Raw genomic sequence first — 25,302 nt, 5'->3', positions numbered from 1 at the left:
GCGCAGTCTACGACGCGCCCTGCGAATCCTCGACCGCCGCGCGCCCGCCGGCCGTACACTCCGCACTCCGCGATGTACGACGACGATGCCGAAGTCCGACCCGACGGGCTCACCGTCCGCAGGCTGCGCCACGAGCGCGGCTGGTCGCCGCGCGACCTCTGCTCGCACATCGAAGCCCGGCGCTTCGCGGCGACCGGCCTGCGATCGACGGTGAGCCCGAACCTGCTCGCCGGGATCGAGGAGCGCGACGAACGCGTCCCGTACGCCGTGCTCTGCCTCGTCTCGGACGCCTTCGACTGCGACCCGATCGACCTCGTGAACGTCGACCAGCGCGACCCCGCCGACGACGGGGACGAAGCAGGGGGCGACGGCGAGAGCGGCGCCGGCGAGGCGCGCGACCGGGCCCGCGCGCCGCGCGCGCGCGGGGCGACGCGCCCGTCGTGAGCGACGGCGTCGCGATCCGCGCGGGCCGCGACGGCGACCTCGCTCCGCTCGCGCGGCTCTACGACCACTACGTCGAGCACACGGCGATCACCTTCGACCTCGAGCCGTTCGGCGTCGAGGGCCGGCGCCCGTGGCTCGCGCAGTTCGCGGAGACGGGCCGCCACCGTCTGTTCGTCGCGGACGTCGACGGCGAGGCGGTGGGATTCGCATCGAGCCACGGGTTCCGCCCGAAGGGCGCCTACGCGACCTCGGTCGAGACGAGCATCTACCTGGCGCCCGGCTCCACCGGACGCGGAATCGGCGCGCGCCTCTACGATGCGCTCTTCGACGCGCTCGCGCGCGAGGACGTCCACCGCGCCTACGCCGGCATCACGCTCCCGAACGCGGCCTCGACGACGCTGCACGAGCGGCACGGCTTCGCGCGCGTCGCGGTGTTCGACGAGGTCGGCTTCAAGCACGGGCGCTACTGGAGCGTCGCGTGGTACGAGAAGCGGCTTCGCTAGTCGAGATGCGCGGCGGCCCGCGCGCGCGCGAAGGCGGATGCGTCGACCGCGCCGTAGTCCGCGGGCAGCCCACCGACCTCGATCCGCTCGAAGCGCGCGAAGCCGAGCCGGTCGAGCACGCGGCGCGAGCGCACGTTCGGCGGGTCGGTGCCGGCGTACACGGCGTCGAGGCCGAGCGCGTCGAACGCGTAGCCGAGCACGCCGACCGCGGCCTCGAACGCGTAGCCGCGACCCCAGCGCGCGGGGTCGAGCCCGTAGAGCAGCTCGGGGCGGGGCGCGCCTCCCGCGCGCGGGTCGGCGAAGTCGCGCAGGCCGCAGAACCCGACGAGCGCGCCGTCGTCGCTCGCGTGCGCGAGGCACAGGCCGTAGCCGCGCTCGGCCACGAGCGCCTCGCTCGCGGCGACGGCGCCCTCGACCGTCGCGCGGTCGACGACGACGTCGTCCCACAGGAACCGGCGCACGTCGGGGAGGACGAACAGCGCGTGGAGCGCGTCGACGTCGCCCGCCGCGAACGGGCGCAGCGCGAGCCTCTCGGTGCGGATGCGCACGCGACGCTAGGCGAGGGCCGTCATCGCGGCGGCTTCTCCTCCGGGAGCGCGGGGCGCCACGACACGCCGTTGATGTGCCCGCCGCCGTCGACGAAGAGCGTGTTGCCGGTGACGTAGCGCGCGTCGTCGCTCGCGAGGAAGAGCGCGGCGCCGCCGATGTCCTCCTCGGGGTCGCCCATGCGTCCGAGCGGGTTCTCCTTGAGCATCTCGGCGGCGGTCTCCGGGTTCGCGCTCGCGAAGGCCTTGTACGACTCGGTCGCCGCGGCCGGGCAGATCACGTTGCAGCGAACGTTGTACGGCCCCCACTCGACGGCCGCCGTGCGCGTGAGCGCGCGCAGCGCCTCCTTCGCCGTGTTGTAGTGCATGGTGAACATGTGCGCGTTCACGCCGTTCAGCGAGCAGAGGTTGATGATCGACCCGGCGCCCTGCGCCTTCATGTACGGGAACGCCTGCTTCATCGCGCGGTGGCAGCCGAGGAAGCCGATGCGCCAGGCGCGATCGAGCTCGGGCCGTTCGAACCACTCGACGCGCTGCGGCGGCCCGCCGGACCAGGCGTTGTTGACGAGCACGTCGATGCGGCCGAAGCGCTCGGCCGCCGCTTCGATCATCGCGTCGATCTGGGCCATCTCGCCGACGTCGGTGTGCGTGAAGAGCGCCTCGCTCCCGAGCGCCTCCACCTCCTCGACCGTGCGGCGGCCCGCCGCCTCCGCGTACTCGGCCACGACGATCTTCGCGCCCTCGCGCGCGAATCGCCGCGCGAGACCGCGGCCGATGCCCATGCCCGCACCCGTGATGATCGCGACGCGATCCCGAAGCCGTCCCATGCCTGCGTCCTCCCGCGCGCGCAGTCTACGCGTCGCGCCCGCGCGGAGGCTAGGTCGGAATCAGCAGCAGCTTGCCGGTGCTCGCGCGGCCCTCGAGCGCGCGGTGCGCCTCGTCCGCGCGCTCGAGCGGGAAGCGCGCGCCGATGCGGACGTCGAGCCGCGCGTCGGCCACGGCGTCGAGCACGTCGTTCGCGCGCATCTCGAGCTCTTCTCGCGTCGCCATGTAGTGCGCGAGCGTCGGCCGCGTCACGAACAGCGAGCCCATCGCGTTGAGACGTCGCAGCTCGAAAGGCGGCACCGGCCCGCTCGACTGCCCGAACGAGCACAGCAGCCCGCGCGGCCGCAGCGATGCGAGGCTGCCCTCGAACGTCGCCTGCCCGACCGAGTCGTACACGACGTCGACGCCGCGCCCGGCGGTGATGCGCTTCACGGCCTCGGGGACGTCGGCTTCCGTGTACCGGACGATGCGATCGCAGCCGGCGGCCTGCGCGACGCGCTCCTTCTCGTCGGTCGAGCACGTCCCGATCACGTAGGCACCCGCCGCCTTCAGCATCTGCACGAGCAGGAGGCCCGTTCCGCCCGCGGCCGCGTGCACGAGCGCGGTGTCGCCCGGCCGCGTCGCGCGCACGCCGTGCGTGAGGTAGTGCGCCGTCATGCCCTGCAGCATCGCGGCCGCCGCCGTCTCCTCGCCGACCGGGTCGGGGATGGCGACCGCCGCGCTCTCGGGGAGCACGATCTCGTCGGCGTACGAGCCCGGCGCGAACGGCCACGCGACGCGGTCGCCCTCGCGGAAGCCGCGCACCGCGCCGCCCACCTCCTCGACGACGCCCGCGCCCTCGTAGCCCGCCGCGAACGGGAGCGCGCTCGGGTAGAGCCCCGTGCGGTGGTAGACATCGATGAAGTTGACGCCGGCCGCGCGCACGCGCACGCGCAGCTCGTGCGGGCCGGGCGCGCGCGCCGGCACGTCCTCGCACGCCAGCACCTCGGGGCCGCCGGTCCGGTGGAATCGCACGCTTCGGGGCATGGCCGCGCAGCCTAGCACCCGCCCCGCGCGCGCCACCGCCGCGGCGCGGCCGACGGCCGGGCGCTGGGGCGCGCGTTCAGCGCTCCGTCCAGGGCCCCACGCGCGTCGGCGCGTCGAGCGCGCGCTCGAGCGCCTCGAGGAACGCGTCGCGCGGCCACTCGCGCGCGCCGAAGCGCGCGAGGTGCGCGGTGTGCATCTGACAGTCGACGAGCGCGCACCCGGAGCGCTCGAGGTGCTGCACGAGGGTCGCGAACGCGACCTTCGACGCGTCGCTTCGCCGCGCGAACATCGACTCGCCGAAGAAGGCCGCGCCGAGCGACACGCCGTAGCACCCGCCGACGAGCCGCTCGTCCTCCCACGCCTCGGCGCTGTGCGCGAGGCCGAGCTCGTGGAGGCGCACGTAGGCGTCGATCATCTCGGGCGTGATCCACGTGCCGTCCTGCCCGGGGCGCGGCGCCGATGCGCAGGCGCGCATCACGCCCTCGAAGTCCGTGTCGAAGCGCACCGCATAACGTCCGCGCTCGAGCGCCCGCCGCAGCGTGCGCCCGACGTGCAGCTCGCCGGGCACGAGCACCATGCGCGGGTCGGGCGAGAACCACAGGATGGGCGGCTCGTCGTACCAGGGGAACACGCCGCTCGCGTAGGCCGACACGAGCCGCTCGGGCGAGAGGTCGCCGCCGTAGGCGAGGAGGCCGCGCGGCGAGGCGTCGCGCACGTCCGGGAAGGGGAAGCGCTCGCGACAGTCGCGCACGAGCGCGTCGAGGCGCGCGCGCCGCACCGCGGGCGCGGCGCTCACGAGACGGCGAAGCCGCGCGCCGCTTCGCTCCAGGCCGGCGCGCGCTCGATCGCGGGCAGCACGTCCTCGGGCTCGTCGACCACGCACCACATCGCGCGGTGGGCGTCGCTCATGAAGCGCTCCGCGACGCAGCGCTCGAGCAGCTCGACGCACGGCGCGAAGAACCCGCGCGTGTTCACGAGCACGATCGGGCCCGTGTAGAGCCCGAGCCGCTTGAACGTGATCGCCTCGAACAGCTCCTCGAGCGTCCCGCAGCCGCCGGGCAGTGCGACGACGGCGTCGGCCGCGTCGAGCATGCGGCGCTTGCGCTCGCGCATGTCGGACACGAGCTCGAGGCGCGCGAGCCCCTCGTGGCCCCACTCGAGGTCCTTCATGAAATGGGGCAGCACGCCGTGCACGTGCCCGCCGTGCTCGATCGCGCCGCCCGCGAGCGCGCCCATCGAGCCGTGCGCGCCGCCGCCGTACACGATGCCGACGCCCGCACGCGCGAGCGCGCGCCCGAGCCGCGAGGCAGCCTCGTGATAGGCCGGGTCGCAGCTGCGGCTCGATGCGCAGAAGACGAGCACACGGCCGAGCCGCGCCATCGGAACCTCCCGCCGACCGACTCGCCGTGCGACGCGTCGCGGACGTCGGGCGAGGCTAGCTCGCTTGGCCGCGGCGGAGCCGCGGGCTACGCTGCCGCGCCAGGTTCGAACGACACAGGGACGATTTCAGGCGCTTGCAGGCCCTCGGACCCCCGCCTTCCGGCCGCGCCGCCCGGCTCCCGCGAGCCGCGCACGCGAGGCCGGGTTCCGGACCCGCGGAACCGACGTGCTAAGCGCCACGCGAAGCGGCGGCGGCGTGCCCGCGCGCCCTCCGGAGAGCGAGACGATCCGATGAGCGAACGACCCGTGAAGCCGGGGTCGCGCGGCGGCGCCACCTCGGGGCCGTCGACGCGCGCCGTGCACGGCGGCGAGCGACGCCACCGCGACTCCCACGCGGTGACGACGCCGATCCACCAGACGTCGACGTTCTGGTTCGAGAGCTCCCAGGCCGTCATCGACTACAACGAAGGCCGCAATCCGCGCGACGAGTACGGTCGCTACGGCAACCCGACGTGGCGCGCCGTCGAGCGCAAGCTGTGCGAGCTCGAGGGCGGCGAGGCGAGCGTGCTGTTCGCGTCGGGAATGTGCGCCGCGACGACGACCTTCCTCGCGCTGCTCCCGCCCGACAGCCACCTCGTCGTGACGAGCGACTGCTACCGGCGCACGCGCCAGTTCATCCGCCAGTACCTCGGGCGCATGGGCGTCGAGACGACCGTGATCGAGCCGAGCGACACGCAGAAGCTCGCGGCCGCGCTGCGCGACGACACCGCGCTCTTCTTCACCGAGTCGCCGACGAACCCGTACCTGCGCGTGATCGACGTCGAGGAGGCGTGCCGGGTCGCGCACGCGCGCGGCGTGAAGGTGGTGATCGACACGACGTTCGCGTCGCCCGTGAACCACCGCCCGCTCGAGCAGGGCGCCGACCTCGTGCTGCACAGCGCGACGAAGTACATGGGCGGCCACAACGATCTGCTGGCCGGCGTCGTGACGGGCTCGAGCGAGGTCGTCGAGCCGATCCGCGCCGCGGTCGGCGTGCTCGGCGGCGTCGTCGACAGCCACGCGGCGTGGCTCCTGCTGCGCGGGCTCAAGACGCTGTCGCTGCGCATGGAGCGCCACAACGCGAACGGCCAGGCGGTGGCCGAGTGGCTCGAGGCGCATCCGAAGGTGCGGCGCGTCTTCTACCCGGGCCTCGCGAGCCACCCCGACCACGCGGCGGCGAAGCGCCAGATGGGCGGCTTCTCGGGCGTCGTCACGTTCGAGCTCGAAGCCGACCTCGCGGGCGCGATCCGCTTCGTCGACGCGCTCGAGATCCCGTACCAGGCGCCGAGCCTCGGCGGCGTCGAGTCGCTCGTCGAGCTGCCGCTCACGATGTCCTACTGGGACGTGCCGCGCGAGGACCGCCTCGCCATGGGCATCACCGACTCGCTCGTCCGCTATTCGTGCGGCATCGAGGACGCGGACGACCTGCTGCGCGACCTCGCGCAGGCGCTCGCGCGCGTGTAGCGCGCCCCGGCGCGTGGCGAAGCCGCCCGACGAACCGCGCGCCACTCCGCCCCGCCGCGGCGCGCCCGCGCAGCTCTCGCTCGCGCAGGCGGCGCGACCCGAGGGCGCGGACGTCGAGGTCGCGGGCACGATCGAGCGCGTGACCTATCACGAGCCCGAGAGCGGCTTCGGCGTGCTGCGCGTGCGCGTTCCCGGCGAGCGCGAGCTCGTCACCGTCGTCGGCACCGTCCCCGACGCGGCCGCGGGTGAGGGCATCCGCGCCGAGGGACGCTTCGAGACCGACCCGAAGTGGGGCCTGCAGCTGCGCGCGAGAGAGATCGCGCTCGCGCCACCGGTGACGCGCGACGGCATCGAGCGCTGGCTCGCGTCGGGCGCCGTGCACGGCATCGGCCCCGAGCTCGCGAAGCGCCTCGTAGCGGCGTTCGGCGAGCGCGTCTTCGACGTCGTCGAGCGCGCGCCCGCGCGCCTGCGCGAGGTCGAGGGCGTCGGCGCCGTGCGCGCCGAGAGCATCGCGCGCTCGATCCGCGCGCAGCGCGAGGTGCGCGAGCTGATGCTGTTCCTCCACTCGCACGGCGTCGGCGCGGCGCGCGCGGTGCGCATCCACCGCCGCTACGGCCGGGACGCGATCGCGCGCATCCGCAGCGACCCGTACTGCCTGGCGCGCGACGTGCGCGGCATCGGCTTCGCGACGGCCGACGCGCTCGCGCGCCGGCTCGGCGTCGAGCCCGGCGCGCGCGTGCGCATGCGCGCCGGCCTGCAGCACGTGCTCGACCGGGCGAGCGCCGCCGGGCACTGCGCGCTTCCCGAGGCGGAGCTGCTCGCACAGGCGGGCGAGCTGCTCGCGGCCGCACCCGAGCGGCTGCGCGACGCGCTCGACGCCGAGGTCGCGTCGGAGGCGCTCGTGCGCGACGCGATCGGCGGCGAGCCGGCCGTGTTCCTGCCGCGCCTGCACCGCGCCGAGCGCGAGGCGGCCGCGCGCCTCCGCCGTCTCCGCGCGAGCGCGCCGCCGTGGCCGCGCATCGACGTCGCGCGCGCGATCGAGCGCGCGCAGGAGCAGCTCGGCGTCGCGCTCTCGGCGAGCCAGCGCGAGGCCGCGGGCGCGCTCGTCGGCGCGAAGCTCGGCGTGCTCACGGGCGGGCCCGGGGTCGGCAAGACGACGCTCGTGCGCACGCTGCTCGCGATCCTGCGCGAGAAGGACGTGCGCATCGAGCTCGCCGCGCCGACGGGGCGCGCGGCGCGCCGGCTCGCCGAGGCGACGGGCCAGCCCGCGCGCACCCTGCACCGGCTGCTCGAGGTCGACCCTGCGCGGCGCGAGAGCGGCGGGTTCAAGCGCGGCGTCGACGCGCCGCTCGAGTGCGACCTCGTCGTCGTCGACGAGGCGTCGATGCTCGACGTCCCGCTCTTCGCCGCGCTCCTGCGCGCGCTCCCCCCGCACGCCGCGCTCCTGCTCGTCGGCGACGCCGACCAGCTGCCGTCGGTCGGCCCGGGCCGCGTGCTCGGCGACGTCGTCGCATCGGGCGTCGCCGTGTGCGTCGAGCTGCGCGAGATCTTCCGTCAGGCCGCGGAGAGCGGGATCGTGCGCGCCGCCCACGCGATCCACGAGGGCCGCGTGCCGGCCGCGCGCGCGCGGGAGGGCGACGCGCGCACACCCGGCGCGACGGGCGCGACGGGCGACGACTTCTATCTCGTCGAGGCGAACGAGCCGGAGCGCGCGGCGGAGCTCGTGCTCGCGCTCGTGCGCGAGCGCATTCCGGCGCGCTTCGGACTCGACCCGCGGCGCGACGTACAGGTGCTCGTGCCCATGCACCGCGGCCCGCTCGGCACGCAGAGCCTGAACCGCGCGCTGCAGGCGGCGCTCAACCCCGAGGCGGGAGGCGCGCGCCGCCTCGAGCACGGCGAGGTCGCGTTCGCGCCCGGCGACCGCGTGATGCAGACGGAGAACGACTACGAGAAGGACGTCTTCAACGGCGATCTCGGCGTGGTCGAGGACGTCGACCTCGAGGAGCGCGCGCTCTCGGTCCGGTTCGACGGGCACGCCGAGCCCGTGCACTTCGCGCGCAGCGAGCTCGACGCGCTCGCGCTCGCCTACGCGATCACCGTCCACAAGTCGCAGGGGTCGGAGTATCCGGCGGTCGTGATCGCGCTCACGACGCAGCACTTCAAGATGCTCGATCGTCGGCTCGTGTACACGGCGGTGACGCGCGGGCGGAAGCTCGTCGTCGTCGTCGGGCAGCGGCGCGCGCTCGAGCTCGCGATCGAGCGCGGCGGCGCGGAGCCGCGGCACACGAAGCTCGGCGAGTGGCTCGCGGCAGCGCCGTGACGGGCGCGCGCTAGGCTGCCTCGCGCCGCCCACCGGGTCTCGCACCGCCCGAGGAGGACGCCATGCGCCATCGACTCTCGACCGGTCTCGCCGTCGCCCTCGCCGCGCTCGCCGCACTGCTGTCGCCGCTCGCCGCGGCGGGCGGCGACGACGCGACGAGCGTGCGCGTCTACAAGTCGCCGACGTGCGGGTGCTGCACGAAGTGGATCGAGCACCTCGAGGCGAACGGCTTCGCCGTCACGGCGACCAACGTCCCGGACGTCGACCCCGTGAAGCAGATGAACGGCGTGCCCGCGCACCTCGCGTCGTGCCACACCGCGCTCGTCGATGGATACGTGATCGAGGGACACGTGCCGGCGGCGGACATCCGCCGGCTGCTCGCGACGAAGCCGAAGGTCGCGGGCCTCGCCGTGCCGGGCATGCCGATGGGCTCGCCCGGCATGGAGGGCCCGCGCTCCGACCGCTACGACGTCGTCGCCTTCGGCGCCGAGGGCGGCACCGAGACGTTCGCCACCCACGGGCCGTAGGCGACGACGTCGCGCGTCGGCGTCACTTCATCTCGTTGGGGTTGTAGATGACGCGGATGACCTTCAGGCGACCGCTGTAGGCGTTGCGCGAGAACACGACGCGACCCTTCCCCTTGTAGATGAAGTCGGAGCGGGAGGTGTCGGGGCTGTAGTTCCACGGAAGGAACGCCTTGGCGGTGACGTAGGCGTTCTGGTGATCGGGCTGACCGAGGATCGCGACCACCTGGTCGTCGGACATGCCCTTCTCGACCTTCGCGAGCGGGTGGCCGGCCGGGATCGGCGTGTCCGAAGCGGCCTGCTTCGCTGCCGCCGGCTTCGCGTCCGCCGTCGCGGCACTCGCGTCGCCGCCCCCACCACCGCCCGCGTTCGCGCACGCGAAGCTCGCGAGCGCGAACGCCGCGATCGCGACGAGCCGCCACTGCGCCCGCATCCGTTCCATCGACATCGAACTCCCTCCTCGTCCTCGTTGCTGTGTTGCGTTCCCGGTCGTCGCGCGCACCGCAGCCGCGGCGCGCGTTCCATCCTCTAGAGGAGCCAGCCCTCGGGCGGCGCGGCGCGCTCGGCGCTCTCGAGTGCGAGCAGCCGCGCCTTCAGCTCGAGCCCGCCCGCATAGCCGTGCAGCCGCCCGCTGCTCGCGATGATGCGGTGGCACGGGACGACGAGCGGGATCGGGTTGGCGCCGTTCGCGGCGCCGACGGCGCGCACGGCCTTCGGCCGACCGATGCGCGCGGCGATCTCCGCGTACGTCGCCGTCTCGCCGAACCCGACGCGCGCGACCTCGTCGTAGACGGCGAGCTGGAAGGGCGTCGCGCGCAGGTCGAGCGAGAGATCGAAGCGCTGGCGCTTGCCCTCGAGGTAGTCGACGAGCTGGACGGCGGCGGCGCGGTTCGGCGCATAGCCTTCGAGGAGCCTCCCGCCCGGCGCGTTCTGCTTCATCCAGCCCGCGAGCCCGCGACCGCTCGCGTTCGGCAGCTCCACGTACACGAGCCCGCGCCCCGAGGACACGACGCGCAGCGATCCGACGGGAGTCTCGACGTCGGCGTAGTGGAGCACTTCCATCGGGCGGGATTCTACTTGGCGCCGCGGCCGGCGGGCGCGGCATCGGCGGGCTCGGCGTCGGCGTCCGCGAGCTGCAGGCGCTTCATCATCTTCTGGAGCGACTGGCGCGGGATGCCGAGGCGCTCGGCCGCGCGCGTCTTCGAGCCCGTCTCGCGCAGGGCGCCGAGGATCAGGCGGGCCTTGAGGCGATCCACCGCGTCGTTGAGGTTCCAGTCGGTGATGGGCGCGTCGGCGGCGGCGGCGACCGCCGCCGCGCCCGGCCCGCGCAGCTCGGCCGACAGCATGTCGTCGCTGATCGTCGTCGCCTCGGGCGGCGCCAGCGCGATCGCGCGCTCGATCTCGTTCTCGAGCTGACGCACGTTGCCCGGCCAGCGCGCGGCGACGAGCAGGTCCATCGCGGCGTTCGTGAAGCCGCGCACCTCGCGCTGCATGCGCGCGGCGGCGCGGTCGAGGAAGTGGTGCGCGAGCGGCGGGATGTCGTCGCGGCGCTCGCGCAGCGGCGGCACGGCGATCTCGACGACGCGCAGCCGGTAGAAGAGATCCTCGCGGAAGCGCCCGGCCTCGACCTCCTTGCGGAGGTCGCGGTTCGTCGCGGCGATGACGCGCACGTCGACGTGCTTCGTCTCGGACGAGCCGATCGGGCGGATCTCGCCGTCCTGGAGCACGCGCAGCAGACGCACCTGCATGCCCGGCTCGGTCTCCCCGATCTCGTCGAGGAAGATGGTGCCGCCGTCGGCGAGCTCGAAGAGGCCCTTCTTGTCCTCGAGCGCGCCGGTGAACGCGCCGCGCTTGTGCCCGAAGAGCTCGCTCTCGAGCAGCGTGTCGGGAAGCGCGCCGCAGTTCTGCGCGACGAAGCGGCGCGACTTGCGCGGGCCCGCGTAGTGGATGGCCCGGGCGAGCACGTCCTTGCCCGTGCCGGTCTCGCCGGTGAGCAGCACGGTCGCCGTCGTCGCGGCGACCTTCTCGGTGACGTCGAAGACGCGCTGCATCGCCTGGCTGTCGCCGATGATGCCGTCGAAGCTGTACCGGTTCGCGACCTCGCGCCGCAGGAAGACGTTCTCGGCCCGCAGCTTCTCCATCGCCTCGGCGAGCTGCGCGGCGAGCTTCTCGTTCGCGAAGCCGAGCTCGTAGGCCTCGATCGCGCGGCGCACGTTGAGGCGAAGCTCGTCGGGCTCCCACGGCTTCGGCAGGTAGCGGTAGATGTTGCTCTCGTTGATCGCGCGCACGAGCGACGGGAGGTCGGCGTAGCCCGTGAGCATCATGCGGATGGCCTTGGGACGCCGCTCGCCCGCGCGCTCGAGGAACTCGACGCCGCTCATGCCGGGCATCACCTGGTCGGCGATGATGCACGCGACGTCCTCGCGATCGAGGATCTCGAGCCCCTCGTCGCCGCTCGCGGCCGTGAACGTCGTGTACTCGGAGCCGAGCGTGAGCTCGAGCGACTCGCGGATGCCGGGCTCGTCGTCGACGATCAGGACGGCGCGCGGCGCGCGCTGCGGCTCCTCGCTGCTCATGCGGCGAGCATAGTCGCGAATCGCGCGGCGCGGATCGCGGCGGAGACCGGCGCGCGCGGCGACCGGACGCATCGCGAGCGCGCACGACAAAGGGGCGGCGGGCCCGGCCCGCCGCCCCCTGCTCGTTCGTCGCGCGCCGCGCGGCGCGCGAGCGGCTGCGCGCCTAGCGCCGCGCGCGGCGCTTCGCGCCCTTGCTCGCGCTCTTGCGCGCGGTGCCGCGCCGCGCCGTCGCCCGCCGCGCCGCGGTGCGCGCCTTGGGCTTGGCCTTGCCCGCGCGCCGCTTGCCGCCGGGGCGCGCCATCTTGACGCGCGCGACGTCGCCGTCCTTGTCGATGAAGTAGAGATATCCCTCTTCCCGCTCGACGCCGGCCTTCGCGATGCGCTCGCGCTTGCCCCGCTTCTGCCGGCCTCCGCCCCGCTGCGCGGCGACGCGACTCACGTCGCCGTTCTTGTCGAGGTAGTAGAGCCAGCCGTACTCGCGCTCGATTCCCGTTCTCGCAACCTTGATCGCCATCCTCACTCCCCCCTTCATGGTCCGCGCACAGCGGACGACTCCGAGCTCGCGCCCGCACGCCGGAAGGGCGCGCGCGACGCGTCCGAAGACGGATGCGCACTCGACGCGGACGCCGGTGCGCGCGATCGCGGAGGAGAGCGACGCGAAGCGAGACGACTCGGTGCCCGGCGCGCTCGCGCCGAGGACCGGCTCGCGCTGGAACGGCGGTACGGGGAGCCGCCGTCCCTCCGCGCTGCTCGGGCCCGATGATGGCGTGCTCCGCTGCGGTGTCAACGCACCGACGGCCGCCGGCAGCGAGCATCGTCGGACAGATAGGGAGGAGAGTTGCGAGCCGGCGCCGCGGCCCGTCTACCTGCCGCGCCGCTCCGCGGCCCGCCTACCTGCCGCGCCGCTCCGCGGCCCGCCTACTCGCCGCGCCGCTCCGCGGCGCGGAGCTCCACCCGCTCGATCACCTGCGTCTCGAGGCAGACGCCGTCGATGGCGTCGATCTCCTGGATGCAGGTCGGGCTCGTGACGTTGATCTCGGTGAGGCGGCCGCCGATCACGTCGATCCCGACGAAGAAGAGGCCCTCGCGGCGGAGCTCCGGAGCGAGCCGCTCCACGATCCGGCGGTCGGCGTCGTCGAGCACGCCCCGGGCGCCCGCGCCGCCGACGTGGAGGTTGGCGCGGAACTCGCCCTTCGCGGGCACGCGCAGGAGCGCACCGAGCGGCTCGCCCTCGAGCAGCAGGATGCGCTTGTCGCCCTCGCGCACGGCCGGCAGGAACTGCTGCCCCATCGCGCGGCGGCGGCCGAAGTCGGTCGCCTGCTCGAGGATCGAGCCGAGGTTGCGGTCGCTCGCCGAGACGACGAAGACGCCCTCGCCCCCGCGCCCGCCGAGCGGCTTCACGACCAGTTCTCCCCCGATTTCCGCCATGAATCCGCGCAGTTCTGCGATGTCGCGGGTCACGATGGTCGGCGGCATGAGGTCGGCGAAGTGGAGCGCGAAGAGCTTCTCGTTGAACGCGAGGATGCTCGACGGGCGATTCAGCACGAGCGTGCGCCGGCACACACCGAGCACCTGCGTCGCTGCGATATACGCCGCGTCGACCGGCGGATCCTTGCGCTGGAATGCGACGTCCACCTGGGCGTCGAGGTCGAGGCGCTCGCGCGGCCCGACGTCGACGTGGCGGCCGGGCTCGCGGCGAAGGACGACCGGCGCCGCGAGCGCGACGACGCGCCCGCGATCGACGCCGAGATCGTCGGGGTCGGCGTAGTAGACGCGATGGCCGCGCCGCTGCGCCTCGAGCATGAGGGCGAAGGTCGTGTCCTCGCGGATGTTCACCGTCTGGATCGGATCCATGACGAACAGAAGGGTGAGAGCATTTCCCGTGGGCATGGGCTCGCGCTTCGCTCCTCCGCCGGACGACGGCGCAACCTAGCAGCGCGCGGGGCGCGGGCGGCCGGTGCAGGACGATGCCGCGGCCGCCGATGAGGGTGCGGCGCCGGCCCGTCCGGCGCCTTCGTGGCGCGCGCGGCGAGCGCTCGGCTACGGTCCGCGAACTCTTGGAGATTCAATGGGTTTCGTCCGGCGAAGGGGGGTCCGGATCCTGATCGCCCTGGGCGTGCTCGGCACGCTCGGCGCGGCGGGGGGAGCGGTCGCGTTCTACGTGGCCTTCCTGCGCGACCTGCCCGATCTCGAGACCATCGAGGACTACCGTCCTCCGACGGTCACCGAGCTCTTCGATCGCGAGGGGCGGCTCGTCGCCGAGTTCGCGCTCGAGCGGCGGCGGATCGTCCCGCTCGCCGAGATCCCCGTGCTCACGCGGCAGGCCTTCGTGTCGGCCGAGGACGGCTCCTTCTACGAGCACCGCGGCATCGACTACGCCGGCATCGCGCGCGCGGCCTTCGCCAACCTGCGGGCCGGCGGCGAGATCCAGCAGGGCGCGAGCACGATCACGCAGCAGATGGTGAAGAGCCTGCTGCTCACGCCCGAGCGCACCTATCGTCGCAAGATCCGCGAGGTGATCCTCGCGCTCCTGATCGAGCGCAACTTCAGCAAGGACGACATCCTCTATCTCTATCTGAACCAGATCTACTTCGGCAGCGGCGCGTGGGGCATCGGCGAGGCGGCGCGCACGTACTTCGACAAGCCGGTGCACGAGCTCAGCGTGTCCGAGAGCGCGATGCTCGCCGGACTCCCGCAGCGGCCGAGCTCCTACTCGCCGTGGGTGAGCTTCGAGGCGGCCGACCGCCGCCGCCGCTACGTGCTCGGGCGCATGCTCGCCGACGGCGCGATCGACCAGGCCGCGCACGACGCCGCGCTCGCCGAGATTCCCGTCCTGAAGCGCCCCGACGAGCACGACGACTTCGAGGCCGCCGCCTACTTCAGCGAGCTCGTGCGCCGCTACCTCTACGACCGCTTCGGCGGCGACCGCGTGAACCGCGGCGGCCTGCGCGTCGAGACGTCGCTCGACCTCGACCTGCAGCGCGTCGCCGTCGCGTCCGTGCGCGCCGGGCTCGAGGCGCTCGATCACCGGCAGGGCTATCGCGGCCCGATGCGCCGCGTCGCCGCGCGCGAGCTCGACACCGCGGTCGCCGAGGTCGGCGAGCACAACGCGCTCGGCGCGCCGGACGGGCCGGACGCGCCGGACGCGGAGCTCGCGCTCGGCCGCGGCGGCGACGAGGACGCGCCGCTCGAAGGCGACGCGGTCGAGGTGCCGTTCCAGAAGCGGCTGCAGGGAGTCGTGCTCTCCGTCGATCGCGGCGCGCAGACGGCGCTCGTCGCACTCGCGCCCGGCGTCGAGGGGCTCGTGTCCGTCGCCGACGTGCGCTGGGCCCGCGAGCCCAACCCGAAGACGCGCGGCGCGCCCGTGAACGACATCGCGCACGTGCTCGCGGTGGGCGACGTCGCGGCGTTCGTGCGGCTCGAGGACGAGCCCGGTGCCGCCGCGCTCGCCGAGCAGGAGGGCGCGGCGCGGCGCCTCCCGCGGCTCGGGCTCGGGCAGCCGCCGGCCGTCCAGGGCGCGCTGCTCTCGATCGAGAACCGCACGGGCGACGTGCTCGCGCTCGTCGGCGGCTACGACTTCGAGGCGAGCTCGTTCGACCGCGTGACGCAGGCGCATCGCCAGCCGGGGTCGTCGTTCAAGCCGTTCATCTACGGCGCGGCGATCTCGCGCCACCGCACGCCGGCGACGCTGCTCATCGATCGCCCGATCGTGCAGACCGACCCCGTCTCGGGCTGGCAGTACAAGCCCAAGAACTACGGGCGCAAGTTCTACGGCCCGATCTCGATGCGGCGCGCGCTCGCGCTCTCGGTCAACAACGCGACGGTCCACCTCTTCCGCGACATCGGCGTCGACTACGTGATCGACTACGCGCGGCGCTTCGGCATCGAGTCGCCGCTCGACCGCGACCTCTCACTCGCGCTCGGCTCGAGCACGGTGACGCTCCTCGAGCTGACGCGCGCCTACGCGATCTTCCCGGCCGGCGGGCGCCGCGTCGTGCCGCGCTACATCACGAAGGTGACCGACCGCGACGGCGAGGTGCTGCTCGAGGACGTGCCGCTCGGCGATCCGCCCGCGCCCGTGCTCAAGCGGCTCGACGACCCCGACGTCGAGAGCGACGGGCTCGAGCCGTATCCCGACGGCGAGATCGTCCCGACCGACCGCGTGATCAGCGAGGCCGAGGCCTACCTGATGTGCGACATGCTGCGCGCCGTCGTGCTCGAGGGCACGGGGCGCCGGCTCGCGTCGCTCGGCGGCTACCTCGCGGGCAAGACCGGAACGACGAACGACCAGAACGACGCCTGGTTCATGGGGTTCTCGCCCGCGGTGACGACGGGCGTGTGGGTCGGGCACGACCAGCTCCAGCCGCTCGGCGTCGGCGAGACCGGCGCCGGCGCGGCGCTCCCGATCTGGCGCGACTACATGCGCGAGGCGCTCGAGCACTATCCGGTGCGCGACTATCCCGTGCCGTCGGGGATCGTCGCGGTGCGCATCGATCCCGAGACGGGCCTGCTCGCGAGCCCGGGAACGCCCGGCGCCTACTTCCAGCCCTTCGTCGAGGGCACCGAGCCCACGCAGGCCTCCGCCGCGCACTCGCTCGACCTCGACGCCGAGCGCGCGCTCCGCACCGACGCGTTCTGAGCCGCGCGCCGCGCGGCGCGGCGCGCATTCGCCGCCGCGCGTCAGCGACGCAGCGCGCGACGGATCGCAAGGCCGCGGCCGCGGGGTGGTATGCTGCGCCGTCCCGCGGAGGATCCGAATGCGACGTCTCGCCCGATTCCGCGCGCGCGCCGCCGCGTGCGCGCTGCTCGCCTCGCTGCTCGCGCTTCCCGCTTCGCTCGCGCTCCCGCGCGCTGCGAGCGCCGAGGGCGAGGCCGCCGACGACGGAGCCGCCACGAGCGGCGGTCTCGACGAGGACCTCGCCGAGCTCGGCGACGAGGACGTCGAGGCGCTCGATCACGAGCACCTGAGCTCGCTGCGCCAGTACGGCTGGTCGCCGCTCGCGATCGATCGCTTCCCGGACCTCGTGCTCGCCCGCCCGCTCGGCCTCGGGCTCGCCGTGCTCGGCACCCTCACCTACGGCATCGCCGCTCCCGTCAACGCGATCACGCATCCGGGAACGAACCGCGAGCTCACCGATGCGCTGCTGATCGGCCCCTACCGGTGGGTGTTCACGCGGCCGATCGGAGCGGCCGTCGACTCGCTCGAGCCCGACGACGAGCAGTAGGCGCGCCGGGCTCGCCTAGCGAAGCCAGGCCTCGAACGCGCGGCCGAGCGCCGCGGCTCCCGCACCGAAGAAGTGGTCCGTGTCGTCGAGCAGGACGAGCTCGGCGCCCGCCCGCTCCGCGATGCGGGAGAGCGCGAACGGGTCCGCGAGCTCGTCGTTCTCCCCGACCGCGATCCAGACCTCGCCCGGAAACGCCTCGAGCGCGTCGGCGTCGAGCATCGACGCCGGCGGTGCCACGAGCACGAGCTTCCGCACGCGCGCCGACTCCGCGGCCGCGCGCTGCGCGGCGACGGCGCCCCACGAGTAGCCGCACGCGACGATCGCACCGCCGACGCAGTCCTCGAAGAAGCGCAGCGCGGCCCGGTAGTCCGCCAGCGCGTCGAGCGCCTCGCCGCTCGCCTGCCCCGCGCTCGCGCCGACGCCCCGCCAGTTGAAGCGCAGCGACGTCATGCCGAGCGACTGCGCGCGCAGCGCGATCTCCGTGACGACCGGGTTCAGCGCGCTCCCGCCGTAGAGCGGGTGCGGCGGCGCGACGAGCACGCCCGGCTCGTCGTCGCTCCCCGGCACGTAGAGCCCTTCGAGCGCGAGCCCGCGCTCGCCCTCCTGCCCGAGGAACGGAATCGTCGACGGCTGCTCCATGCGCATGGCGGCCGAGCATAGCGGCGGCACGGCTATGCTCGGCGGCCCGTGAAGCGATCGCAGGCCCGGCTCGAGGCGGAGATGACGGACGAGGAGCTCGCGCTCCTCGAAGCGATCCTCCGGCGCGAAGCGTTCGCGGGCGCGCACCTCGAGCTCGGGACGGCGGCGGGCGGGACGCTGTGTCGGATGCTCGCGTGCCTTCCATGCGAGCGCGGCTTCGTCGTCGTCGATCGCATGCGGTACTTCGACGGACAGCGCGAGAGCTTCGAGCGCAACCTCGCGCGGCACGGCGTCGACCGCGCGCGCGTCGAGCTGCGCGTGGCGTCGTCGGCGCGCGCGTTCCGCGCGGCGGCGGTGCGGGGCGAGCGCTTCGACTTCGTGCTGATCGACGCCGGCCACACGCTGGTCGACGCGACGCGCGACCTGCGCTGGGCGCGGCTCCTCGCGCCCGGCGGCATCGTCTGCCTGCACGACGTCGACGACCGCTGGTCGCACCGCGGCGTGCGCGTCGCGCTCGCGCGCTTCGAGCGGCGGCGCCCCGAGTACGAGCGCGTCGCGCGCGCGGGCACGCTCGTCGCGCTGCGAAAGACGCGCGCGCCGCGGCGGCGCGAGACGGACGCGCTCGACGTCGCGCACGCGACGGCGCTGTGGCTTCCGCTGCGGCTCGCGCGCACGGCGGGGAAGCTCGCGAAGCGCTGGCGGCGGCGCCGCGCGCGCGGCTAGCGTCCACCGCCGTGGCCGGCCCTCCCGACATCCTCGAGACGTGGCGCGGCGCGTGGCTGCGCGTCGACAAGGAGCGCGTCGCGCTGCCGAACGGCCGCACGGTCGTGCTCGACATCGTCAAGCACCCGGGCGCCGCGTGCGTCGTGCCGTTCACGAGCGACGACGAGATCCTGCTGATCCGCCAGTACCGGCACGCCGCGGGCGGCGAGATCCTCGAGGTGCCGGCCGGCAAGCTCGACCCGGGCGAGGACCCGGCGCGCTGCGCGGTGCGCGAGCTCGAGGAGGAGGCGGGCGTGCGCGCGGGGCGCGTCGAGCACCTCTCGTCGATCTGGCCGTCGCCGGGCTTCACGGACGAGGTCATCCACCTCTTCGCGGCCTTCGACCTCGCCCCGGCCCGCCAGGACCTCCAGGAGGACGAGGTGATCGAGCTGCTCCCGACGCCGCTCGGGCGGGCGCTCGAGCTGGTCTTCGCCGGCGAGCTCGCCGACGCGAAGAGCGCGCTCGCCATCCTGCTCGCGGCGCGGCGCCTCGGACGGCTCGGCTAGGGCCGGCTCAGGGGCACTCCGCCCCCCGCATGCCCCATTGCGTTGACGCTCCCATCAAGGACTCGTAGCTTCCGCGCGAAGAGGACCCGTGCGGGGCTCGCGCCCGTCCCGCGACACGAGACCGGGTCCGCCGCCCACCCCCGAGCCCCGCCGCACCACTCCGCCGCCGATCCTCCCGAGCGCCTCCGGGCGCGGACGACGAGCGAAGGCGACGCGCGCCCGGCGATCAGGGGGAACGGCGTCGGGCATCGGGCCAGCGAGGAGCGTCGCGAGTTGTACGGACGCGGTGGCAGCCAGCTGGGCTTCGGCCCGCCCATCACCCCGCCGGTGATCAAGAACATCGTGATCGCGAACGTCGTGGTCTTCGTGGCGCAGAAGCTCACGCAGCCCGCCTACGGCTTCGACCCGGTCACGAAGTTCGGCGCGGTCGTTCCGCGAGCGGTGTGGGAGGGCGGCCGTTTCTGGCAGCCCTTCACCTACATGTGGCTGCACGCCGACCCGCTCCACATCCTCTTCAACATGTTCTCGCTGTGGATGTTCGGCTCGGTGCTCGCGCTGCACTGGGGCGAGCAGCGCTTCCTCCGCTACTACCTGACGTGCGGCTTCGGCGCGGGCTTCCTGATCGCGACGATGCCGTACGCGGCCTACTTCCTCGGCTTCGCGCCGGGCAGCGTCGGCCTCCCGACGCTCGGCGCCTCCGGCGCGATCTTCGGCGTGCTGCTCGCGTTCTCCTTCACGTGGCCCGACCGGACCATCATGCTGCTGTTCCCGCCGATCCCGCTCAAGGCGATCTGGCTGATCCCGCTGCTGCTGTTCATGGAGTACGCGGCGGGCCCGCGCAACGTGAGCCACATCGGTCATCTGGGCGGCGCCATCGTCGGCTGGATCTACCTGCTGAACGAGGGGCGCACGCCCGGTGCCCCGACGCTGCAGTCGCTCGCCCATCGCTGGAAGCGCCATCGCATGCGCCAGAAGCTGCGCGCGGTGAAGCTCGAGGAAGAGCGCGACCGCGAGCGATGGCGCAACCCGAACGGAGGCGGCCGCTTCCACTAGCGGCCCCGACGCCGACAGGAGTCACGCTCGTTGAGTCACTCGCGCACCCACGATCGCGCCGGCCAGGGCATCGGCTCGTTCCTGCGAGGCCTGCTCGGCGGCATCCCGTGGAGCGAGTGCGCCGAGTGCGTCGAGGAGCGCACCTTCCCCGCGCCCGCCGACGGGCGCATCCGCATCGAGAACCGCAACGGCCGCACGCGCGTCGTCGGCGAGGATCGCGAGGACGTGCTCGTGCGCATCGCCAAGCGCGCGCGCGCGGAGTCGGCCGAGGCCGCGCACGAGGTCGTGGGCGAGATCCGCGTCGTCGGCCGCGAGACGGGGGGCGCCCTCGCGCTCGAGGTCGAGACGCCGCGCAAGTGGAACCGCCACGCGCACGCACACGTCGAGGTGCACGTGCCGCGCGGCTCGAGCATCGACGTCCAGTCCAACAACGGGAAGGTGTGCATCGAGGGCGTGCGCGCCGCGGTCTGCGCGCGCTCGACCAACGGCGCCGTGCGCGTCGCCGACGTGGTCGGCGACGTCGACATCGAGACGTCGAACGCGAAGGTCTGCTGCACGTGCACGTGCGGCCGGCTCACCGCGCGCTCGAGCAACGGCAAGATCGAGCTCGAGGACCACCGCGGCTCGATCGACGCGTCGACGTCGAACGGCCTGATCCGCGCCTCGATCGACGAGATGGGAAGCGACGGCGTCGTGCTCGCGACGAGCAACGGGCGCATCGTGCTCGAGCTCCCCGCGGAGGTCGACGCCGAGGTCGACATCCGCGTCGACAACGGCGTGATCCGCACGCTGCGCGACCTCTCGTCGCGCACCAACGAGTCCGCCGGGCGCGTGCGCGGCCGGCTCGGGCGCGGCGGCACGCCGATCAAGCTGCGCACGTCGAACGGCACGGTCTCGCTGCGGTAGCGCGCCGGTGGGCTGCCGCCGGCGGCGTTCCGGTAGGCTGCGCCCGGCGGCCTTCCCCGCGCCGACGGAGCCCGCGCCCGCATGAGCGACGAACCGAGCTCGCGCGAACCCGCCGCCGCCCGCGGGCCGGACGCCGTCGCGATCGTCTGCGGCGCGGCGCTCGCCGCGCTGCTCGCACTCCACTTCCTCGAGCCGCGCCTCGCGATGACCTGGAGCTACGCGCACCTCGGGCGCGACGCCTGGCGCGTCGCGCTCGCGGCGCTGCTCGTCGCCGGACTGCCGGCCGCCGGCGCCGCGGCCGCGACGCGCGCGGCCGGGCTGCGCGCGCCGCTCGCGCCGTGGTCGCGAGCGCGCGTCGCAGGGGCCTGCGCGGCGCTCGTCGCGGCGGCCTGCGCGCTCGCGGCGATCGCGCCCGCGCCGTACAGCAACTACGACGCCGTCGTGTTCCTGCGCACCGTCGAGGCCGGCGAGGGCGGGCCCGGCCGCTGGCTGCTCGGCGCCTGGGGGCTGCAGCGCCTCGCCGCGGCGCTCGCACCGCTCGCCGACGCGCGCGCCGTCGTCGGCGCCGCGAACACGGTGCTCGCCGCGCTCGGCCTCGCCGCGCTGCTCGCGACCGCGCGCCTCGTGCTGCGCACGCGCGGCGAGTGGCTCGCCGTCGCCGCGCTCGTCGCGAGCGCGTTCGGCACGCTGCAGATCCTGCTCGCCTACGTCGACATCTACCCGCTCTCGCTGTTCGCGATCGGCGGCTACGTGTGGCTCGCCGCGCGCTCGATCGAACGCGGCGCGCACCCGGCCGCGCCGGCCGCGGCCGCCGCGCTCGCGCCCTTCCTGTACATCGGGCTCGTGCTCGTCGTGCCCTCGTTCGCCGTCGTCGCCTGGGCAGAGTGGCGGCGCGCGCGGAGCGCGCGGCGCATCGCGTGGGCGTGCGCGACCGCGCTCGCGGTCGCGGGCCTCGCGACCGTCCCGGTGCTCGGCCGCCCGTTCGCGTGGCTCGCCTATCTCGAGGCCGTGCGCGCGTCGAGCGCGGCGCAGGCCGGGCTCGCGGCGGGGAGCTCGCTGCTCCCGCCCGAGTACCTGTTCACGTGGACACACGCGAGCGAGGTGCTGCACGACGTCGTGCTGATCGACGCGGCGGGCTGGCTCTTCCTGCTCGTGGCGGGCGGCGCGCTCGCGCTGCGCCGCGGCGCGCGCGCGCTGCCTGCGACGGCGGCGCTCGCGATCGCGATCGCCGTTCCGTACACGCTCTACGCGCTCGTCATGGACCCGGTCTACGGCGCGTTCTACGACTGGGACCTGTGGAGCCCGGGCGCGGGCGTCGTCACGCTGCTCGGCGGCTGGGCGCTCGTCGCGTGGGGGCGCGACCGGGCGCGCTTGCTAGGCGTGCTCGTCGGGCTCGCTCTCGCGTACGACGCGACCCACCTGCTCGCGCGCCTGAACGCCGTGCAGGTCGACTCGAAGCGCCACCTGCGCGAGTCGCCCTACCACTTCAACCTGCCGCCGGGCGAGCGCACGCCCGAGGAGCTCAAGCGCCGGGCATATCGCCGCGCTTGACGAACGACGTCATCCCCGCGTCGACGAGGAAGTCGGCGCCCGTGCAGGACGCGCTCTCGTCGGACGCGAGGAAGAGCGCCATGTACGCGACGTCGCGCACGCGGTCGGCGTGACGCTCGCGGCCCTTCGGCGGCCGCAGGTAGCTCCCGAACATCTTCTCGACGACGCGCGAGAGGTCGACCTTCGCCACCATCTCGGGCGGCAGGAACGGCCGGCTCATGTCCGCGTTGCCGGCCTCCGGGCAGACGGCGTTGACGCGGATGCCCTGGCTCCCGAGCTCGGCCGCCGCGACGCGCGTGAGCCCGCGCAGGCCCCACTTGCTCGAGGCGTAGGCGGCGAGCGCGTTCTGCGCGCGCACACCGTCGGTCGACGAGATGTTCACGATCGACCCGCCGCCCGCCTCCGCGATCGCGGGCGCGCACGCCTGGATGCCCAGGAAGGGACCGAGCAGGTTGACGCCGACGACGCTCGTGAAATCGTCGACGCTCGTGTCCGCGATCGATCGCATGAGCAGCACGGCCGCGTTGTTCACGAGCACGCTCGGCGCGCCGAACGCGGCGCGCGTCTCCGCGAGCGCCGCCTGCCACGACGCGGGATCGGTGACGTCGAGATGCGCGAAGAGCGCCGCGTCGCCGAGCTCCTTCGCCACCTGTCGACCGAGCTCGTCGCGCACGTCGCCGAGCACGACGCGCGCGCCCTCCTCCGCGAAGAGCCGCGCGATCTCCGCGCCCGTCCCGCGCGCGGCCCCCGTGACGATCGCGACCTTGCCGTCGAGCCGACCCATGCTCCGCCTCCGCCGCCGCGCCGCCGCGCGCGCTGTTCGGGATGACGCGCCGCGCGCGCTCAGCGCGCGCCGACGCGGACGCGCACCGTATCACCGCCGAGTGCGAAGACGACGGACGACGGCGTGATCTCGACGACCTCGTAGCCCTCGACCTCGTCGCCCTCGCGCACCTCGCGCGCGGCGCCGGCCGGCGACTCGAGGCGCGCCGAGCGCCGCTCGGCGCTCGGGTGCCAGGTCGTGCGCACCGGGCGCAGGAGCGGCGGCTCGAGCGGCGCGGGCGGCGCGACGACCGCGACGACCGCGACGCGGGGCTCGTCGTCGCGCGCGCGAGGCGAGGGCGCGGCGTCCGGAGCCGCCGGAACGCGCGGCGCGGAGTCCGGCGCGACCGGCGCCGCGGACGCGACGCGAGCCCCCGTCGGCGTCGGAGCGGCGATGGGCTCGGCCGCCGGAGGTGCCGGCACGGGCGCGCTCCGCGCGATCGTCGCCGGCGCGCGAGCCGCGCGTTCGGGCGCGGCGGCGATGCGCGGCGCAGGCGCCGACGCAACCGAGGCGGGCGCCGAGGGAACGGAGGCGGACTGCGCGGGAGCGGAGGCGGACCGCGGCGCGGGCGCCGGTGCGGCTTCGGGCGGAGCGAGCGTCACGACCGCGGGCGACGGCGCTGCGGTGGGTGCGGGCGACGGCGCTGTGGCGGGTGCGGGCGCCGGCGCACGGGTGGCTGCCGGGCGAGGCACGCTCGGCGCGGCCGCTGCCACTTCGGCGCGCACGGCGGCCGCCGCGCGAGGCACGCTCGGCGCGGCCGCGGCCACTGCGGCGGGCGCCGGTGCACCGCCTCGGGTCGACAGCAGCGCGAACGCGATCAGGCCCGTGCCGGCGGCGCCGAGGGCGAAGCCGATCCAGGTTGCGGCCGCGCCGTCGCGGCGGCGGCGACGCGCGGCCGGCGCAGCCGCGAGCGGATCGTTCGCGCCGCCCGCCTGCGAGGGCGGCCGCTCGCGTTCGAGCTGTCGCAGCGCCTTCAGGATCGCGCTCATGCGCCCTCCTCTCGCGCTCCGGCCGGGGCCTCCGCGCTCGCGCCTCCACTCGGCGACACGCCCGCACCGTCGGCGGCCGGAGGCTCCGCGACGGCGGTCGACGGCGCCACCTCGTCGGCCGGTAGCACCGCATCCCCGGCGGCCGGCGAGACATCGGCGGCCGGTGCCGGGTCGACGACCGGCAGCGGCGCTTTCGCGGCGGGCGCCGCTTCCGCGGCGGGCGGCGGCGACGCGACGGCGGGCGTGTCGGCGCCCGCGAGGGCACCGCCGTACTCGCGCCACCCGACGACGCCGAGCGCGATCGCGCCGGCGACCGCGGCGCCGATCGCCGCCCACAGGAGCCCGCGCCGCAGCCCGCCGCGCTCGCGCGCGTCCGGGATCTCGCGGGCCGCGCGCCGCACGGTCGACGCGTCCACTTCCTGCGCACCTTCCGCATAGCCGAGCAGCAGCGCGCGATCGCACAGGATGTTGATGAGTCGCGGCGTGCCGCCGGTTCGCCGGTGCACCTCGCGCAGCGCCGACGCCGTGAACACCTCGCGTCGTCCGCCGGCGGCGACCTGCATGCGATGGCGCACATAACGTTGCGTGTCGCGCGCGCCGAGCGGCGACAGGCTCCAGCGAACGCTGATGCGCTGGCGGAGCTGTCGCAGGCGCGGCGAGTCGAGCTTCGCGTCGAGCTCGGGCTGACCGAGCAGGAGGATCTGGATCAGCTTCTCCGACGACGTCTCGAGGTTCGACAGCAGGCGGATCTGCTCGAGCGTGCTCGACGACAGGTTCTGCGCCTCGTCGACGATCAGCAGCACGCGCCGCCCTTCGCGCTTGCGCTGCAGCAGGTGGCGGTTCAGCTGGTCGCCGAGCTCGCGGCGCGTGAGCCCGCCCGCCGGAAGGCCGAGCTCGAGCGAGATCGCCTGCAGCAGCTCGGTGCCGGAGCGGCTCGGGTTGAACAGGAACGCGACGTCCGTCTCGGCGCCGAGCCGCTCGAGCAGCGTGCGGCAGAGCGTCGTCTTGCCGGTTCCGACCTCGCCCGTGATCGCAATGAAGCCCTCGCCCTGCTCGATGCCGTACAGCAGGTGCGCGAGCGCCTCGCGGTGCGCTTCACCGAGGAACAGGAATCGTGGGTTCGGGCTGAGTGCGAACGGCTTCTCACGCAGCCCGTAGAACGCGGTATACATGGCGGTTCGGGTCCGGCGGGTCAGGGTAAC

At 74.5% G+C, this 25,302-nt stretch carries 26 protein-coding genes; 12 read left to right on the top strand and 14 right to left on the bottom strand.

Annotated elements, in window-relative coordinates; all coding sequences use genetic code 11:
- The first annotated feature begins 72 nt into the window (after window positions 1-72).
- Window positions 73-444 (top strand): hypothetical protein, encoded by a 372-nt coding sequence (locus tag R3E88_01355; GenBank protein ID MEZ4215101.1) that lies wholly within the window; start codon window positions 73-75, stop codon window positions 442-444.
- Window positions 441-947, top strand: coding sequence for an N-acetyltransferase family protein (locus tag R3E88_01350; protein MEZ4215100.1), 507 nt, complete (start codon window positions 441-443; stop codon window positions 945-947). Before R3E88_01355 ends, R3E88_01350 begins: the two co-directional genes overlap by 4 nt.
- Here the strand turns inward: R3E88_01350 and R3E88_01345 are convergent.
- From R3E88_01345 to R3E88_01325, 5 genes are all read right to left on the bottom strand, one after another.
- Entirely contained in the window at window positions 944-1,495 is a 552-nt protein-coding gene (locus R3E88_01345; GenBank protein ID MEZ4215099.1) for a GNAT family N-acetyltransferase, read from the bottom strand. The genes R3E88_01350 and R3E88_01345 overlap by 4 nt on opposite strands.
- 20 nt (window positions 1,496-1,515) lie before the next feature.
- Entirely contained in the window at window positions 1,516-2,319 is an 804-nt protein-coding gene (locus R3E88_01340) for an SDR family oxidoreductase (GenBank protein ID MEZ4215098.1), read from the bottom strand.
- A gap of 49 nt (window positions 2,320-2,368) precedes the next feature.
- Window positions 2,369-3,343 carry a quinone oxidoreductase gene (locus tag R3E88_01335; GenBank protein MEZ4215097.1) on the bottom strand — a complete coding sequence of 325 codons (975 nt, stop codon included), beginning with the start codon at window positions 3,341-3,343 and terminating at the stop codon, window positions 2,369-2,371.
- Between the two features lie 76 nt (window positions 3,344-3,419).
- A complete protein-coding gene (gene aat, locus R3E88_01330) occupies window positions 3,420-4,094 on the bottom strand; it encodes a leucyl/phenylalanyl-tRNA--protein transferase (protein MEZ4215096.1) in 675 nt (224 codons plus the stop codon).
- Window positions 4,095-4,135: 41 nt separating this feature from the next.
- A complete protein-coding gene (locus tag R3E88_01325; protein ID MEZ4215095.1) occupies window positions 4,136-4,723 on the bottom strand; it encodes a TIGR00730 family Rossman fold protein in 588 nt (195 codons plus the stop codon).
- A gap of 291 nt (window positions 4,724-5,014) precedes the next feature.
- Between R3E88_01325 and R3E88_01320 the strand changes: the two genes are divergently transcribed.
- The 3 genes from R3E88_01320 to R3E88_01310 all read left to right on the top strand — a co-directional run bounded on the left by R3E88_01320 (window position 5,015) and on the right by R3E88_01310 (window position 9,073).
- Window positions 5,015-6,226, top strand: a complete 1,212-nt coding sequence (locus R3E88_01320; GenBank protein ID MEZ4215094.1) for an aminotransferase class I/II-fold pyridoxal phosphate-dependent enzyme — start codon at window positions 5,015-5,017, stop codon at window positions 6,224-6,226.
- A 13-nt stretch (window positions 6,227-6,239) separates the two neighbouring features.
- Complete coding sequence (locus R3E88_01315; GenBank protein ID MEZ4215093.1) at window positions 6,240-8,546, top strand: ATP-dependent RecD-like DNA helicase; 2,307 nt, start codon at window positions 6,240-6,242, stop codon at window positions 8,544-8,546.
- Window positions 8,547-8,608: 62 nt separating this feature from the next.
- Entirely contained in the window at window positions 8,609-9,073 is a 465-nt protein-coding gene (locus tag R3E88_01310; protein ID MEZ4215092.1) for a DUF411 domain-containing protein, read from the top strand.
- A 22-nt stretch (window positions 9,074-9,095) separates the two neighbouring features.
- Here the strand turns inward: R3E88_01310 and R3E88_01305 are convergent, their stop codons facing one another.
- From R3E88_01305 to gshB, 5 genes are all read right to left on the bottom strand, one after another.
- A complete protein-coding gene (locus tag R3E88_01305; protein ID MEZ4215091.1) occupies window positions 9,096-9,518 on the bottom strand; it encodes a hypothetical protein in 423 nt (140 codons plus the stop codon).
- An 80-nt stretch (window positions 9,519-9,598) separates the two neighbouring features.
- Complete coding sequence (locus R3E88_01300; GenBank protein ID MEZ4215090.1) at window positions 9,599-10,132, bottom strand: methylated-DNA--[protein]-cysteine S-methyltransferase; 534 nt, start codon at window positions 10,130-10,132, stop codon at window positions 9,599-9,601.
- 11 nt (window positions 10,133-10,143) lie between these two features.
- Window positions 10,144-11,646 carry a sigma-54 dependent transcriptional regulator gene (locus R3E88_01295; protein MEZ4215089.1) on the bottom strand — a complete coding sequence of 501 codons (1,503 nt, stop codon included), beginning with the start codon at window positions 11,644-11,646 and terminating at the stop codon, window positions 10,144-10,146.
- A 163-nt stretch (window positions 11,647-11,809) separates the two neighbouring features.
- Complete coding sequence (locus R3E88_01290) at window positions 11,810-12,160, bottom strand: hypothetical protein (protein MEZ4215088.1); 351 nt, start codon at window positions 12,158-12,160, stop codon at window positions 11,810-11,812.
- A gap of 404 nt (window positions 12,161-12,564) precedes the next feature.
- On the bottom strand, window positions 12,565-13,536 hold the full coding sequence (gene gshB / locus R3E88_01285) for a glutathione synthase (protein ID MEZ4215087.1): 972 nt from the start codon (window positions 13,534-13,536) through the stop codon (window positions 12,565-12,567).
- Window positions 13,537-13,714: 178 nt separating this feature from the next.
- Between gshB and R3E88_01280 the strand changes: the two genes are divergently transcribed.
- Together R3E88_01280 and R3E88_01275 are read left to right on the top strand one after the other, a co-directional pair.
- Window positions 13,715-16,285: a PBP1A family penicillin-binding protein gene (locus R3E88_01280; GenBank protein MEZ4215086.1), complete on the top strand. Its 2,571-nt coding sequence runs from the start codon at window positions 13,715-13,717 to the stop codon at window positions 16,283-16,285.
- A 118-nt stretch (window positions 16,286-16,403) separates the two neighbouring features.
- Window positions 16,404-16,871, top strand: a complete 468-nt coding sequence (locus R3E88_01275; GenBank protein ID MEZ4215085.1) for a hypothetical protein — start codon at window positions 16,404-16,406, stop codon at window positions 16,869-16,871.
- A gap of 15 nt (window positions 16,872-16,886) precedes the next feature.
- Here the strand turns inward: R3E88_01275 and R3E88_01270 are convergent, their stop codons facing one another.
- Window positions 16,887-17,516: an alpha/beta fold hydrolase gene (locus R3E88_01270; GenBank protein ID MEZ4215084.1), complete on the bottom strand. Its 630-nt coding sequence runs from the start codon at window positions 17,514-17,516 to the stop codon at window positions 16,887-16,889.
- 42 nt (window positions 17,517-17,558) lie between these two features.
- Between R3E88_01270 and R3E88_01265 the strand changes: the two genes are divergently transcribed.
- The 5 genes from R3E88_01265 (at window position 17,559) to R3E88_01245 (ending at window position 22,288) form a co-directional block, all read left to right on the top strand.
- Window positions 17,559-18,233 carry a class I SAM-dependent methyltransferase gene (locus tag R3E88_01265; GenBank protein ID MEZ4215083.1) on the top strand — a complete coding sequence of 225 codons (675 nt, stop codon included), beginning with the start codon at window positions 17,559-17,561 and terminating at the stop codon, window positions 18,231-18,233.
- Window positions 18,234-18,244: 11 nt separating this feature from the next.
- A complete protein-coding gene (locus tag R3E88_01260; GenBank protein MEZ4215082.1) occupies window positions 18,245-18,778 on the top strand; it encodes an NUDIX hydrolase in 534 nt (177 codons plus the stop codon).
- Window positions 18,779-19,051: 273 nt separating this feature from the next.
- On the top strand, window positions 19,052-19,831 hold the full coding sequence (locus R3E88_01255) for a rhomboid family intramembrane serine protease (protein MEZ4215081.1): 780 nt from the start codon (window positions 19,052-19,054) through the stop codon (window positions 19,829-19,831).
- 30 nt (window positions 19,832-19,861) lie between these two features.
- Complete coding sequence (locus R3E88_01250; GenBank protein MEZ4215080.1) at window positions 19,862-20,737, top strand: DUF4097 family beta strand repeat-containing protein; 876 nt, start codon at window positions 19,862-19,864, stop codon at window positions 20,735-20,737.
- Window positions 20,738-20,818: 81 nt separating this feature from the next.
- Window positions 20,819-22,288 (top strand): hypothetical protein, encoded by a 1,470-nt coding sequence (locus R3E88_01245; GenBank protein MEZ4215079.1) that lies wholly within the window; start codon window positions 20,819-20,821, stop codon window positions 22,286-22,288.
- Here the strand turns inward: R3E88_01245 and R3E88_01240 are convergent.
- The 3 genes from R3E88_01240 to R3E88_01230 all read right to left on the bottom strand — a co-directional run bounded on the left by R3E88_01240 (window position 22,260) and on the right by R3E88_01230 (window position 25,272).
- Window positions 22,260-23,072 carry an SDR family oxidoreductase gene (locus R3E88_01240; protein ID MEZ4215078.1) on the bottom strand — a complete coding sequence of 271 codons (813 nt, stop codon included), beginning with the start codon at window positions 23,070-23,072 and terminating at the stop codon, window positions 22,260-22,262. The two genes, R3E88_01245 and R3E88_01240, sit on opposite strands and share 29 nt — an antisense overlap.
- Before the next feature lie 59 nt (window positions 23,073-23,131).
- Entirely contained in the window at window positions 23,132-23,533 is a 402-nt protein-coding gene (locus R3E88_01235) for a hypothetical protein (GenBank protein MEZ4215077.1), read from the bottom strand.
- Between the two features lie 563 nt (window positions 23,534-24,096).
- Window positions 24,097-25,272 (bottom strand): AAA family ATPase, encoded by a 1,176-nt coding sequence (locus R3E88_01230; GenBank protein ID MEZ4215076.1) that lies wholly within the window; start codon window positions 25,270-25,272, stop codon window positions 24,097-24,099.
- Between the last annotated feature and the right edge of the window lie 30 nt (window positions 25,273-25,302).

The organism is Myxococcota bacterium (genome assembly GCA_041389495.1).
GTDB lineage: Bacteria > Myxococcota_A > UBA9160 > UBA9160 > UBA4427 > JAWKRT01.
The sequence above is the reverse complement of the archived record's forward strand: the minus strand, read 5'-3'. Positions and strand labels throughout refer to the sequence as shown.

Coding starts and splice junctions, on each gene's coding strand:
- R3E88_01270 (MEZ4215084.1), bottom strand. CDS start 17,516: ATGCGCATGGAGCAGCCGTCGACGATTCCGTTCCTCGGGCAGGAGGGC.
- R3E88_01335 (MEZ4215097.1), bottom strand. CDS start 3,343: ATGCCCCGAAGCGTGCGATTCCACCGGACCGGCGGCCCCGAGGTGCTG.
- R3E88_01340 (MEZ4215098.1), bottom strand. CDS start 2,319: ATGGGACGGCTTCGGGATCGCGTCGCGATCATCACGGGTGCGGGCATG.
- R3E88_01305 (MEZ4215091.1), bottom strand. CDS start 9,518: ATGTCGATGGAACGGATGCGGGCGCAGTGGCGGCTCGTCGCGATCGCG.
- R3E88_01310 (MEZ4215092.1), top strand. CDS start 8,609: ATGCGCCATCGACTCTCGACCGGTCTCGCCGTCGCCCTCGCCGCGCTC.
- gshB (MEZ4215087.1), bottom strand. CDS start 13,536: ATGCCCACGGGAAATGCTCTCACCCTTCTGTTCGTCATGGATCCGATC.
- R3E88_01245 (MEZ4215079.1), top strand. CDS start 20,819: ATGAGCGACGAACCGAGCTCGCGCGAACCCGCCGCCGCCCGCGGGCCG.
- R3E88_01325 (MEZ4215095.1), bottom strand. CDS start 4,723: ATGGCGCGGCTCGGCCGTGTGCTCGTCTTCTGCGCATCGAGCCGCAGC.
- R3E88_01355 (MEZ4215101.1), top strand. CDS start 73: ATGTACGACGACGATGCCGAAGTCCGACCCGACGGGCTCACCGTCCGC.
- R3E88_01280 (MEZ4215086.1), top strand. CDS start 13,715: ATGGGTTTCGTCCGGCGAAGGGGGGTCCGGATCCTGATCGCCCTGGGC.
- R3E88_01295 (MEZ4215089.1), bottom strand. CDS start 11,646: ATGAGCAGCGAGGAGCCGCAGCGCGCGCCGCGCGCCGTCCTGATCGTC.
- R3E88_01230 (MEZ4215076.1), bottom strand. CDS start 25,272: ATGTATACCGCGTTCTACGGGCTGCGTGAGAAGCCGTTCGCACTCAGC.
- R3E88_01320 (MEZ4215094.1), top strand. CDS start 5,015: ATGAGCGAACGACCCGTGAAGCCGGGGTCGCGCGGCGGCGCCACCTCG.
- R3E88_01240 (MEZ4215078.1), bottom strand. CDS start 23,072: ATGGGTCGGCTCGACGGCAAGGTCGCGATCGTCACGGGGGCCGCGCGC.
- R3E88_01290 (MEZ4215088.1), bottom strand. CDS start 12,160: ATGGCGATCAAGGTTGCGAGAACGGGAATCGAGCGCGAGTACGGCTGG.
- R3E88_01300 (MEZ4215090.1), bottom strand. CDS start 10,132: ATGGAAGTGCTCCACTACGCCGACGTCGAGACTCCCGTCGGATCGCTG.
- R3E88_01275 (MEZ4215085.1), top strand. CDS start 16,404: ATGCGACGTCTCGCCCGATTCCGCGCGCGCGCCGCCGCGTGCGCGCTG.